This is a genomic window from Brucella pecoris, from assembly GCF_006376675.1.
Classification (GTDB): domain Bacteria; phylum Pseudomonadota; class Alphaproteobacteria; order Rhizobiales; family Rhizobiaceae; genus Brucella; species Brucella pecoris.
This window is the reverse complement of the sequence record NZ_VEWK01000006.1, coordinates 1-12,170: the sequence shown is the minus strand read 5'-3', so window position 1 is coordinate 12,170 and position 12,170 is coordinate 1. Positions and strand designations below refer to the sequence as shown.

The window sequence follows — 12,170 nt, the reverse complement described above, 5'->3', positions numbered from 1 at the left end:
AGAGGAGGGGTTCGATAAAATGAAAAAAATCATAACAATAATGGGTATCGCAGGCGCCATTCTGGCTACCGGGTTCTCTGCTCATGCGGGAGAGACGCTGGATCGCGTCATGGAAAAAAAGGCCGTGGTTGTGGCTACCAATCCAGGCTGGCCACCTCAAAGCTTTCTAGATGACTCCAATAAACTGGTAGGCTTCGACGTCGACGTGGCCAATGAGATCGGCAAGCGCCTTGGGGTCGCAGTGTCCTTCGAAACGCCTGACTGGGCAACATTGACAGGTGGGCGTTGGCAGGGACGTTATGACGTCGGCGTCGGATCAGTTACCCCCACCAAAGCGCGCGCCAACGTAATCGATTTTGCTGGTGTCTACTACTACAGCCCCTATGTCTATGTCGTTCATAAGGACAGCGAAGCAAAATCTGTCGCTGATCTTAAGGGCAAAGTCATCGGTGTCGAGACCGCAACCACCTCGGAAGATTTTGCTCGTCGGCAGCTAGAAATCGACGCACCTGGCCTCCCCCCTATTGAGTACAAGCTCGAACCAGGCGAAATCCGCACCTATGCGGATTCCATGTTGCCATTCGACGATCTGAGACTGGGGGACGGTGTTCGTGTCGACGCAATCATCGCTCCGGAGCAGACGGCACAGAACGCCATCAAAAATGGATATCCCGTGAAGATCATTGAGGGCGAGTATGCTTTCCGTGAGCCGCTCGTTGTAATCGCCGAAAAGAATGATCCAGAATGGACAGCCAAGATCGGCGAAATCATCAAGCAGATGAAGTCTGACGGTACTTTGGCAAGCCTCACCTCGAAGTGGTACGGCAAGGACTACAGCGCCGACTAATATTATTCTTACGTCAGTATCGAAATGAGCCATCGCTCCGATGGCTCATACGATATGCTTTTTCTGGTGTTACGATGACTTATCCCGTCACATATTACAGTCATACCAAGGCGGACGACTTCGTACGCCCGACGCTTGAACGCGAATTGACAGCAGATGTCGTAGTGATTGGCGGCGGGCTGGCTGGATTATCGGCCGCGTTGCAGATGTCGCAGGCGGGCAAGAAAGTTGTTGTTCTGGAAGCCGAAAGCATTGGTTTCGGCGCATCTGGACGCAATGGCGGGTTTGTCAGCCCCGGTTTTGCAACGGGTGGCGACGCCATTGCTGCCCGCACCGGAGATACTGTCGCCAGAACGCTTCATGAAATGTCGATTGAGGGCGTCGAGTTCGTTCGGCAGAACATAGACACGCTAAAGATCGGGGAAGCCCAACTTTCTCCCGGCATTATGAGCGTTCGCCGATATGACGATGGTGACAGCCTGAAACACTATGCCGATCAGCTCTATCGCGACTATGGCTACAAGATCGAGTTTCATACGACAACAGAAACGCGCAACATCCTGAATTCCAAGCGCTACTTCCAGTCGGTCCGCGACCCCAACGCCTTTCACATCCATCCGTTGAACTATTTGCGGGCACTCGGTCGCGAGATAGAGCGGCTTGACGGACAGATATTCGAACATAGCCGTGTCGTCCAAGTGTTCGACCACAGCGATGGCAAGCTTATAAAAACGGCCCATGGACAAGTCAAAGCAGGCGCTGTGCTGATCACCACAGGTGGTTACACTGACGGTCTGGTCGGACAGATCAAGCGCGCATATTTACCGATCGCAACTTATGTGATGGTCAGCGAAGAGGCACCTGAACTGATTGCATCGGCGATCCGCACCACATCCGCGATTGGTGATAACCGTCGGGCCGGTGACTATTACCGCGTGATCGATGACGGTCGGAGACTTTTATGGGGCGGGCGCATCACGACGAGAGCTGCCGATACACCAGGCGTAGTGCGCGAGTTGCGCAACGAAATGGTCGGAACATATCCCCAGCTAGCTTCACTGAAGACAGAACTGGCCTGGTCGGGCCTGATGTCCTACGCCAGACATCTGATGCCCCAGATCGGTCAAATCGATCATTCCACCTGGTACTGCACGGCTTTTGGTGGCCACGGGCTTAACACGACTGCCATCGGCGGCAAGGTCGTCGCCGAAGCTATTTGCGGACAAAGTGACCGTTATAAACTCTTCGAAAAATTCGGACTTGTCTGGGCTGGAGGCGCTGCTGGCCTTGCAGCCGCTCAACTAACCTATTGGAAATTGCAGATGCAGGATTGGCTTGCGGAGCGAAAGGCAAGCTAACAGGGAGAGAACATGCTTGGGAGGTTTTTTCTAACAAGGCCGGAGGCCGCTAAACGTACCGTTCAGGTAGCGTTTTTTGTTATCCTGACGGCATTCTTCTGTTTCCTGAATGTCCGGTTTTCCGGCATCACAAACTGGTTGGGCATCGATCCGAAAGTCGCGAAGGCAGGCTTCACCAAATCGACATTGCTCTCCGCCATTCTGCTTAGTCTTATCATCTTCGCCAATTGGAGCTTTCTGCGACTTTTTCCTCGCTGGGCACAGATCATAGCAATATGGCTGGAACTGTTCCTGCTGCTGATGATCTTCTTCTATTCATTCGATCTCTCATTTGAGTTTATAGCCCGAAAGATTGGGTTTCTGATCAGTCAGGGTGTCGTCACGACGCTTTATATTTCCGCAGCCTCGATTTTTTTCGCAACCATTCTGGCACTGATCGGCGCAGTGGCCAAACTTTCAAAGAACGGCCTTATCTACGGCTTGGCGACCTTCTACACCTCGCTCTTCCGCGGCCTGCCGCTGTTGATGCAGATCTATATTATCTATCTTGGGCTGCCCCAGGTAGGCTACGTCATCGGACCTATCCCCGCTGGTATCCTGGCGCTATCCCTGTGTTACGGTGCCTATATGACGGAGATCTTTCGCGCAGGAATTGAAAGCATCTCGCGCGGGCAGCAAGAGGGTGCGGCTGCACTGGGTCTGGGGCCTTCCCAAACGATGTGGCTTGTCATTCTTCCTCAGGCCATGCGCATTATCATCCCACCGACTGGCAACCAGTTTATCGCGATGCTCAAAGACTCGTCACTTGTCTCCGTCATCGGCGTATGGGAGCTCATGTATCTTGCCCGCACCCAAGGCCAAACCGAGTTCCGGCACATCGAAATGCTCATCACCGCATCGATGATCTACTGGGCTCTGTCCATCGTGCTGGAATACGGTCAGGCTAAACTCGAAGCTCGCTTCAAACGTTCTCTCGCGCGTTGAGAGCAGCAGAAAATCCAATTTTCGTTCTGTCACCCCGAAACGGGGTGACATTCCTTTAAGCTATAAGCAGAGCGACCATGGACAAGCGCCACGAAATTCTGTTCGAGCCAATCAAGATTGGCCCCGTCACGACAAAGAACCGCTTCTATCAGGTCCCGCACTGCAGCGGCATGGGACACCGCTATCCTGAACATGATCTGCGGTTGCGTGAGATGAAAGCCGAAGGCGGCTGGGGCGTGGTTTCCACACAGGAAACGGAAATCCATCCCACGTCGGATATCACCCCTTCCAATCAAGGTCGCATATGGGATGACAAAGATGCCGACCGTCTTCAAAAACTGACCGATGCCGTTCACCAGCATGGAAGCCTCGCCGCAATACAGCTTGTGCATAACGGCATCCACGTCTCCAACCGCTTGACCAGACTACCGCCTCTCGGCCCTATGGACATGATAGTCGATGTGGAAGATCCGGTTCAGGCAAGAGCCATGGACAAGGCCGATATTACCCGGTTTCGCAAATGGCATCGCGATGCCGCGCTTCGCGCTAAACGAGCTGGTTTCGATATTATCTATGTTTATGCAGGGCACGATATGACCCTGCTGCAGCATTTTCTACTGAAGCGTTACAATAGCCGCACGGACGAATATGGCGGGTCGTTCGAAAACCGCCTGCGCTTGTTTCGCGAGGTACTGGCAGATACACGCGACGCCGTCGGTGACAAGTGCGCGATTGCCGTGCGCTTTGCAGTCGAAGAGTTTCTCGGGGACCAGGGCATCCAGCACAACGGCGAAGGACGAGACGTAATTGCAGCGCTCGCCGAAGAACCTGATCTCTGGGATGTCAACTTGTCCGGCTGGTCCAACGACAGCCAGACATCCCGCTTTTCGCAGGAAGGCTTTCAGGAGCCTTATATCTCGTTTGTAAAATCACTCACCAGCAAACCCGTTGTAGGTGTTGGGCGTTACACTTCACCGGACACCATGGTACAGGCAATCCGGTTGGGCGTTCTGGATATTATCGGTGCCGCTCGCCCTTCAATCGCCGATCCATTTTTGCCGGAAAAAATCCGGAGCGGCCGTGTCGATAACATTCGCGAATGTATCGGCTGCAATATATGCACTGCCAGCGACAACATTGTTGCGCCGCTACGATGCACGCAGAACCCAACGATCGGCGAAGAAGCGCGCAAGGGGTGGCACCCGGAGAAGATCAGCAGGCTGCAAACTGCCGAGAAAGTTCTGGTGGTCGGCGGGGGGCCGGCTGGCCTTGAAGCGGCCCGCGCCATGGCGGAGCGCGGTGCAGAAGTCATCGTAGCCGAAAAGCATACCTATTGGGGTGGACGCGTGACGGAGGAAGCAGCCCTTCCCGGCCTGGCAAGCTGGGCGCGTGTTCGAGACTGGCGCATGACGCAATTGCAGCGCGCGAATAATGTGGAGATGTATCTCGACAGTCATCTGGATACCGATGAGATCCTGGCTTACGGAATTCCACACGTGGTGCTGGCTACCGGCGCTTGTTGGCGAACGGACGCAGTCGGCCGCTCTCACAGGAAAACTCTGGAAACACTGGAAGGACGAACCCTCAGCGTCGATACCATTCTGAGAAACAAGGCGTCACTGGACGAGTTCCCCGGACCGATGGTGATATTCGATGACGATCGCTATTATCTCGGCTCTGTTCTGGCCGAACTCGCCATCAGTCATGGCATTGACACGACACTTGTAACGCCGGCCCCAATCGTGGCTCCCTGGACGGAGCACACGCTCGAACAGTCCAAAATTCAGACGCGATTGATAGAGCAAGGCGTCAAGATAATTCCATTGCATAAGCTCGCAAAGCAGACATCTGACAGTCTGGCGGTTGAGTGCGTTTATTCCGGCAAGGAAACCGAAATCCCATGTGGTACGTTGGTACCAGTAACCAGCCGCTATCCGAACAATATGTTGTCAGCGACGTTAGAAGCCCGCAGGGATGAATGGCAAGACGCGGGTATCAAATCTGTTACGGCAATCGGTGACTGTTACGCGCCGTCAATCATTGCTGCTGCGGTCTATAGCGGCCATCATTACGCCCGTAATTTTAACGCGTCAGCCTTAGAAAATATGGATTTTTACAGATAAACGCTTATCCGCTCGATCAGCTTCCAAGGTGTTACTTTAACGGATTCATTCCTCCTCTTCAGCGTCTGAGGCGGAGGACGAAAGTCAGCCTTCGCGCTGTCTTTTGCGGATGTTTTGGCTTTTGTCCAAAAAAAACCCGCCTTCAGGCGGGTTGATTTGGTTGCGGGGGCAGGATTTGAACCTGCGGCCTTCAGGTTATGAGTGATATTTTGACAGTTTTTCCGATCCTTCGATTGGCTTTCTGTTTGCACTCTACTGTTCGATAAGCCTCGGTTTTCTATTGATATTCTTTTGTCGTCATCCCATCCTTTTTCACGACTGGCCACGCCACGACTTTCTTCCTGACGCTTCCACTATGCTTCCACGAAAGCACAATCTGAAAGCCGGAGAAAGACGCTGGATGATGACCTGGGTTGGATGGAAGGATGGATGCCATGGCGGTAAAACTTACCAAGCGCAGTATCGAACAGCTTGCTGTCAGGGAAAAGGATTATATCGCCTTCGACAGCGAACTTCCCGGCTTCGGTGTTCGTGTCATGCCAAGCGGCAGACGCTTCTTCCTCGTGCAGTATAGAAGGAATGGCAGATCGCGCCGCGTCATGCTTGGCATGTTCGGACCGATTACCGCTGATCTCGCCCGTAAGGAGGCAACCAGACTGCTCGGCAATGTCCGGGGTGCCGATGGCGATCCTGCTGCCGACCGTGACAGGGAGCGACAGTCGATTACCGTCGTGGAACTTGGCGCACGCTTTATGAAGGAACATGTTGCCGTTCGCTGTAAACCCACCACGCAAAGTGAATACAAGCGTTCGGTCGAACTGTTCATCAATCCGTTTTTTGGAAAGCAGCGTGCCCGAACCGTGACGCCTGCCGATGTGGCGGAACTTCATGGTTCCCAGTCTCATATCCCCTATCAGGCAAACAGGACACTTGGTGTCCTATCGAAAATGATGAGCCTTGCGGAAATATGGGGCATACGGGAGCGCCATACCAATCCCTGTGAAGACATCAGACGATATCCCGAACACAAGCGCGAGCGGTTTTTGTCAGCACGGGAACTGAAAAGGCTGGGCGACGCAATGACGGCACTGGAGAAGGATGGAGAGTTGACCGTCCATGCAGTTGCCGCCTTCCGGCTTCTTCTGCTGACAGGCTGCCGATCATCGGAAATCCAGAAGCTGAAATGGGAATATGTCTATCTGGAAGAACACGAGCTTCGGCTTCCTGATAGCAAGACGGGTGCAAAGAAGGTTCATCTTGGCAAGGCAGCCGTTGCCATTCTGGAGAAGCTGCCGCGAGTGAAGGACAATCCCTATGTCATCGTCGGTCACATAGACGGACACCATCTCAACGACATGCAGAAGCCATGGAGGCGCATTCGCAAGGCAGCCGAACTGGAAGACGTCCGCATTCATGACTTACGGCACACATTTGCATCAGGCGGCCTTCTCGTCGGCGAAGGCCTGCCGATGATTGGCAAGCTTCTCGGTCACAGTCAGGTTCAGACCACAGCCCGCTATGCCCATCTTGCCGCCGATCCCATCAAACAGGCAGCGACAAGAATTTCTGAGAGATTGGCAGAGGCGTTGGGGTGAAGATCACCAGCGCAAACTATCACGCTGGCTGCAAGTGAGCTTGGCGCCCCAGCTTACGACAGCAACTCGATGCCGTGTTTCTGCACGATAGAAAGGAGCTTGAGCGCGGGTCCACTCGGCCGCTTCGCGCCGGTTTCCCATTTTTGAACCGTGGATTCGCTCGTATTCAAATAGCGCGCGAAGACCGGCTGGCTGACATGGTTTTTCTCGCGTAACGCCTTGATTTCCGGCGGGGTCAGTTCCTGAGGTACAACCAGACAGGTTTCATCGAAGGTCTTCATGGTCGCCTTGTCGATAGTGCCCGTCTTATACATGCCTTCGACAGCGCTATGGATCGCTTCGAATGCGTCGCTCTTGAATTTGCGCTTAGTCGCCATTGTCAATCTCCAACAAAACACCGCTTTCTATTTCGGCGTCGATATCTTCCGGCGTCTTGCGCCGATAAAGCTCGGCAAGCTTTCTAAACGCCAGAAGTTCACTATTATCGATGTTTGCCCGATCCTTTTTTGCAAAGAGATAGGCAAACACCCACAACTCTCCTGCCTTGGCCAGAACAATCGAACGATACATATTATCGTTCAACCGCTTCTTGAACACACCGCCTCCCAGATCGTCGGCCTGCCCCAGAGCGATCTGTTCGATCGCCCGGAAAAGAGCCTTGTCCGAAATTCGGGCTTTCTTCGCTGCCTTTGCGAACCATGCCGTTTTGAAAGCTCGTTCTGACATTGGATATATAGCACTTAGTGCTACCCTTATCAAGATTGCTGGAGAATGCCTATCGGCGTCATGCTGCTTCCCATACCTGATTCAGAATTTTTGCCGCAAGCGCTGCCTTATCCTGCGGCAGAAAACGACCGTAATGATACGCAACCATTTCCGGCGTGTCCTGAATTGCATAACTCGCCTGTTCGTAAGAACCGGTCTGTTTGAGAATATGAGTGGCCAGAACATCGCGGACATTATGCGGACCGTGCGGCAGGAGCCCCTTGATAGCACCACGTCCTGTATAGGGATTATAAATCCCGTAGCGTTGGATTGTCAGCCTCCACGCTTCATAGAAAGTTGTCTGATTATAGCTGGCATCCTTGCTGGTGGTCTTGACCGTCTTTACGAACAGGGTGCCAGGATCTTCGCATTGTCGAAGCAGAACTTTCCGGTGCCGGCCTATATAGGCTTCGAGATAATCATAGAGACCCTGCAAATCAGGCAGAACCAGCCGGAACGGCTTTGAGCCGAAAAATGATGAGTTCGCGTTTTTAAATGCGTTGGACGGGATAAGCACTTCCCATCCATGATCTCGTTCACTCCAACGGATTTCGCCCCGCTTCATGTCTTCCAGCCGACGCTCTGAGGTCGGAAAGTGACCGCGTGGACAAACGAGCAATTGCCGAAGGTTTTTCTGACGCAAGCCGAGATGAAGTCCAAGACGCAGCATGAGAAAGGAACGGACAGCCTCGGCCGCCGAAACCGGATAGCGATTTTCGTCAGGAAGCCGGCGGATGATTTCCTCGGTGATCTTGCGATATTCAGCAAGCGGGCTTTCCGCCTCCAGCACCGGCATAATAGGTTCGAAGGGATCACGGTGGACCCGCATGACGCGCTGGATTTCTTTTGAACGATGAGCAGCGTGCCTGAAACAGGTTGCGCAGGCTGCGTGCCAATCCTCTTTTGCCATTGCAATCTCGTTTTCAGTGATAAGACCAGCGACAGGCCTTATGTTGCGGGAAAGCTCGGGATGCTGCCACAACCAGCCGGTTTCAGGACGTGTCATGCTAAGCAGAACGCTCAACATGTCATGTTCCCAGGACGTATAGAATCCACGCCGCTTTTCGCGCCATTGCAAATACCAGTCCCACACGCCCGGGAAAACAAGGAGTCCGAATGTCAACTGGCTCAGCGGAACACCGCGTCCTTTGATCTCACCTTTGGGAGAAGCCGCCAACGCACCGAACATCAAACCGAGATGCTCGATTTTCTGCGAGGCCGTTTCTTCTCCCCAAACGCCGTTGCGCTGAAAACCCATTGTGGTCAATGTTGCTGTTTTGAAGCGAACGAGATTTGCCATTTCCATCGACAACCGCGGCGGGGCATCCACCACCCCTGCCAGAAGATCAGGATCCTCGATTTCGACCTGATCAATTTCATCATCCCAGTTCAAGCTCTCGGCGCCCCGGTGAGCCGATAGCGCATTGCCATATGATATGGCCGGAAAGCGGATTGCATAACGCTGGCGCGTTGCACTTGCCTGAAAACGCCGATAATCGGTCGAGCCTGAAATGATAACTCGCCGCACCCAATCCAATATTTCTTGACGTTTGCTGAATGGCAATTTGTTGAAATCATCCGGCAGATGCCAGGCAAGCCGTCGCCGTTCCGCAGCACCTATATTCTCGCCGACATTCAAACCATAAGCGGAACGAGCCTGATGAGGAAGCTTGGCTTTGAAATAGCCATCGCGAAGGCGATAGCGTCGCTCAATACGCGACAATATCTCAAAGCTCTCAACTGATCTCGGCATTTTACTGCCATTCAGCCAACTCATCAAAGTCGTGCGGTCAAAAGTTTCATCGCCTTTGACCTCCGCTTGATGCAGTTTCCAATATGTTTCGCCATGTCGGCGCAGATGATAACTGAGCGCACTTTGGAAATCCGCCGGATCCTCCGTCCAGTCGAAGAGCGGGGTCGGAAATTCCTCCACCGATTTGGACGGTACCCTACCCTTCTTTTCCGGTGATCGCCCCTTTTGGGATTGCGGCTTTTTTGATGCCGAAGCTCGGGAAGGCTTTGCGACTTTTAAGGATCGTTTGGGCTTCAAATTGTCCTCGGAACAGCTACTACGCGACCCTTCATGACCAATCCAGCGGATAATCGCCTCTAATCCTGGCTCAAGCGCACGCTTCAAGCTTTCCGTCAGTTCAGTGTCTATATCGCAATCAATCCCAAACGAGTGCCAGTCAATACGATTGGCGCGCGCCGGCGGCTTTTTCCTGTCGCAAATCAACCCAACCAAGTGCCGTTTGATATTATCCAGGGCAGGACCTGAAACAAGCGGAGCAATGCGCAAATCGCAGAAACTGGATATTTTACGTTGAAAATGAACCGTTGAAGCAGATTGTATTCTCATAGCAGCCAATGTCTTTGAACTCGTTGTTCCCTACGATGGGAGGGCGGCTGCTATCGCGATATATTTAACCAATTCTGAAGTTCGGATGCTGCTTAAAAAAACTCTGACATGAGAGGTACAAAACTTGAAGCGAACTTCGGTTCGTGCGCGGTTGATTGAAACTGCCTTCGGCTCTATCGCTAATTATTGGCTTTACGCCTTCGATATAAGTTAGATAAAACAATTATGAGCAGCGTGGAAAGATGAGGGGCTAATGTTGAAACGTTCAGAGAGGCAAGTATTTGCCTACGATATAACCGTGGGTGCAAGGGCCCAGAATGCGCCACCTCCACCGCTACAAGAAATCATCAATGCCTGGCAAGCAATGTATAACGTAGGCGATTGCTCGCACGAACGCGAGAAAGGGGCGGTCATTTATCGGATCGGCGACATCGATATCGATCAGCAAGGTCAGATCGCCCGAATACTAATCAGACGTTGTGACACAAACGCCGCAAACGCAGTTTATTCACATCGACATACAGGCGTCCCAAGGATAGCAGCAAAACAGGCAGATGAGGGAGGTGACCGCGCAGCACATTTAGTTCTTTCACTTGCGGAACAGAGCGGCCAACCGAACCATTATCTCTGCCACCTTGAAGGTGTTCCAGGGCTCAGCCATAGGCTAGTTCAGGCGATGTTGAACGCAGTGCTCAAGAAGGCGATTACCGATAGACGTGCCGTTTTCGAGTATGCGGGCACGAATGGTGCCCGTGTTCGAGGAGGAGGTGCGAAAATGCACTCATTCGTTCCCTCGATTGAGTTGTCGGGACATCTCTCTCAAGCTTTGATCCAAGATATGGAAAACGGCATTATTGAAAACGTGACCCTTGTGAACAGCCATGCCCACAATAATCTGGGTGGAAATCAGTATCTTGTGGAAAGTGAGAAGTCTATAAAAATTCGCGTTGACAGAGCCATTCCCAGCCAAGGTCGTGTGACCACGCTTCTCAATGCATTCCGCACGCGACAGGCCGATTTTCACACAGCTAAGGTTCGCTTCAAGGACCCATCAGGCGTTAGCAGAGCCATAGATTATGATATCGCATCGGGAACGCCGGAGCAGCAAAATTATATAAAGTCCTATTTTGTCAAAAACATAAAACCACCAATGGATGAGTCTTCGGTAAAGCTCGCACCTTTTCTGGCCAACGCCATGAAAGCACGCGTCATAGCGGAGAGAACGTAGGTTGAGATGATTTGGTATCAGATCAGGAGAGCATTCGCATTTGGGAAGATCAAACACCCCGACCTTGCGCCGTTCCTGACATGGGTACCGCTCACTGTGGGCCTCCTGCTTTCACTCGGCTTCGAACTCTTGCCGGTTCGCCCCAAATTTACAGGGGATGGTAGCGTAAGCAGGCACATGCTGAACGTATTTGCAATCCTTCCTGGTTTTTACATCGCAGCCCTAGCTGCTGTTGCGACGTTCAATCGGGAGGAGATGGATTTCGAAATGCCAAATCCGGCGCCAAAAATGGTTTTAAGAACCAGAGGCGTCGACCAAGAAATGTCCCTCACGTTCCGCATGTTCTTATCGCACATGTTTTCTTACTTAACGGCCCTTTCTTTCGTCGCAGTCTTCCTATTTATGGGCGCTGAACTTATTGCACCCAGTGCAAAGCTTCTTATAGAAATGCTACCAACCGCTTGGAAACGTATTGCTATCTTTGTGGTGAGCGGCGGCTATCTCCTGCTCTCATTCTGGCTTGCGGCAAAAATTGTCCTTACAACGATGATCGGGCTTTATTTCTTAGCAGAAAGAATCCACAGACCGCAGGTTTAACGATAATCCTTTCTGTTCTGCACAGCCTGAGTCCAGCTGCATGCAATAATCGCCGAACCACCCATTTCGATGGAAATTAAAGAGCGAATCGGATCAAAATAATAGGCGTGGTGCTTGGGAACAGAAAAACGATGACCGCAGCCGACCTGTCCGTCGTCGAATGATTTGAGACTATTTGTGTTTTTGAAGATTGGAGTTTCCGGCTCGGTTTGGGGTTTGATTTAAGCGGCTTTGGCTTGGTGGTTCAAGCGGCGTTTTTTGATCGTGTCTCGTTTGATCCTTTCGCGTTCGAGCAGGATGGTCTGTCCGCGTCC

Annotated in this window: 11 protein-coding genes; 7 read left to right on the top strand and 4 right to left on the bottom strand. The window is 52.4% G+C overall.

All coding sequences use genetic code 11. The annotated features are described in order from the left end of the window. The first annotated feature begins 19 nt into the window (after positions 1-19). The 4 genes from FIB18_RS12505 (at position 20) to FIB18_RS12490 (ending at position 5,312) form a co-directional block, all read left to right on the top strand. A complete protein-coding gene (locus FIB18_RS12505; RefSeq protein WP_140021033.1) occupies positions 20-847 on the top strand; it encodes a transporter substrate-binding domain-containing protein in 828 nt (275 codons plus the stop codon). A gap of 74 nt (positions 848-921) precedes the next feature. Further along, positions 922-2,205, top strand: a complete 1,284-nt coding sequence (locus FIB18_RS12500; protein WP_140021032.1) for an NAD(P)/FAD-dependent oxidoreductase — start codon at positions 922-924, stop codon at positions 2,203-2,205. A gap of 12 nt (positions 2,206-2,217) precedes the next feature. Then, positions 2,218-3,189: an amino acid ABC transporter permease gene (locus tag FIB18_RS12495; RefSeq protein ID WP_140021031.1), complete on the top strand. Its 972-nt coding sequence runs from the start codon at positions 2,218-2,220 to the stop codon at positions 3,187-3,189. Between the two features lie 77 nt (positions 3,190-3,266). Then, positions 3,267-5,312: an oxidoreductase gene (locus FIB18_RS12490; RefSeq protein ID WP_140021030.1), complete on the top strand. Its 2,046-nt coding sequence runs from the start codon at positions 3,267-3,269 to the stop codon at positions 5,310-5,312. Here FIB18_RS12490 and FIB18_RS12485 read toward each other — a convergent pair. Next, the gene (locus FIB18_RS12485) at positions 5,303-5,638 is read right to left on the bottom strand and encodes a hypothetical protein (RefSeq protein ID WP_140021029.1); all 336 of its coding nucleotides are present in this window, start codon (positions 5,636-5,638) and stop codon (positions 5,303-5,305) included. The genes FIB18_RS12490 and FIB18_RS12485 overlap by 10 nt on opposite strands. A 108-nt stretch (positions 5,639-5,746) precedes the next feature. On the opposite strand from FIB18_RS12485, the gene FIB18_RS12480 reads away from it, so the two are divergent. Then, positions 5,747-6,907 carry a tyrosine-type recombinase/integrase gene (locus tag FIB18_RS12480; protein ID WP_140021028.1) on the top strand — a complete coding sequence of 387 codons (1,161 nt, stop codon included), beginning with the start codon at positions 5,747-5,749 and terminating at the stop codon, positions 6,905-6,907. A gap of 53 nt (positions 6,908-6,960) precedes the next feature. Here FIB18_RS12480 and FIB18_RS12475 read toward each other — a convergent pair whose 3' ends face one another. The 3 genes from FIB18_RS12475 to FIB18_RS12465 are packed head-to-tail and all read right to left on the bottom strand — an operon-like array spanning position 6,961 to position 10,031. Continuing rightward, entirely contained in the window at positions 6,961-7,284 is a 324-nt protein-coding gene (locus tag FIB18_RS12475) for a helix-turn-helix domain-containing protein (RefSeq protein WP_113533231.1), read from the bottom strand. Continuing rightward, the gene (locus FIB18_RS12470) at positions 7,274-7,633 is read right to left on the bottom strand and encodes a type II toxin-antitoxin system RelE/ParE family toxin (RefSeq protein WP_140021027.1); all 360 of its coding nucleotides are present in this window, start codon (positions 7,631-7,633) and stop codon (positions 7,274-7,276) included. The genes FIB18_RS12475 and FIB18_RS12470 overlap by 11 nt, the downstream gene beginning before the upstream one ends. 58 nt (positions 7,634-7,691) lie before the next feature. Next, the gene (locus FIB18_RS12465) at positions 7,692-10,031 is read right to left on the bottom strand and encodes a hypothetical protein (protein WP_140021026.1); all 2,340 of its coding nucleotides are present in this window, start codon (positions 10,029-10,031) and stop codon (positions 7,692-7,694) included. Positions 10,032-10,284: 253 nt separating this feature from the next. On the opposite strand from FIB18_RS12465, the gene FIB18_RS12460 reads away from it, so the two are divergent. Both FIB18_RS12460 and FIB18_RS12455 read left to right on the top strand, forming a co-directional pair. Further along, positions 10,285-11,259 (top strand): hypothetical protein, encoded by a 975-nt coding sequence (locus tag FIB18_RS12460; protein ID WP_140021025.1) that lies wholly within the window; start codon positions 10,285-10,287, stop codon positions 11,257-11,259. Positions 11,260-11,265: 6 nt separating this feature from the next. Then, positions 11,266-11,856, top strand: a complete 591-nt coding sequence (locus FIB18_RS12455; RefSeq protein ID WP_140021024.1) for a hypothetical protein — start codon at positions 11,266-11,268, stop codon at positions 11,854-11,856. Positions 11,857-12,170: the final 314 nt, after the last annotated feature.

Excerpts from the sequence above, each read along its gene's own strand:
- FIB18_RS12455 (WP_140021024.1), top strand. The coding sequence starts at position 11,266 with ATGATTTGGTATCAGATCAGGAGAGCATTCGCATTTGGGAAGATCAAA.
- FIB18_RS12460 (WP_140021025.1), top strand. The coding sequence starts at position 10,285 with ATGTTGAAACGTTCAGAGAGGCAAGTATTTGCCTACGATATAACCGTG.
- FIB18_RS12480 (WP_140021028.1), top strand. The coding sequence starts at position 5,747 with ATGGCGGTAAAACTTACCAAGCGCAGTATCGAACAGCTTGCTGTCAGG.
- FIB18_RS12505 (WP_140021033.1), top strand. The coding sequence starts at position 20 with ATGAAAAAAATCATAACAATAATGGGTATCGCAGGCGCCATTCTGGCT.
- FIB18_RS12465 (WP_140021026.1), bottom strand. The coding sequence starts at position 10,031 with ATGAGAATACAATCTGCTTCAACGGTTCATTTTCAACGTAAAATATCC.
- FIB18_RS12490 (WP_140021030.1), top strand. The coding sequence starts at position 3,267 with ATGGACAAGCGCCACGAAATTCTGTTCGAGCCAATCAAGATTGGCCCC.
- FIB18_RS12500 (WP_140021032.1), top strand. The coding sequence starts at position 922 with ATGACTTATCCCGTCACATATTACAGTCATACCAAGGCGGACGACTTC.
- FIB18_RS12475 (WP_113533231.1), bottom strand. The coding sequence starts at position 7,284 with ATGGCGACTAAGCGCAAATTCAAGAGCGACGCATTCGAAGCGATCCAT.
- FIB18_RS12470 (WP_140021027.1), bottom strand. The coding sequence starts at position 7,633 with ATGTCAGAACGAGCTTTCAAAACGGCATGGTTCGCAAAGGCAGCGAAG.
- FIB18_RS12495 (WP_140021031.1), top strand. The coding sequence starts at position 2,218 with ATGCTTGGGAGGTTTTTTCTAACAAGGCCGGAGGCCGCTAAACGTACC.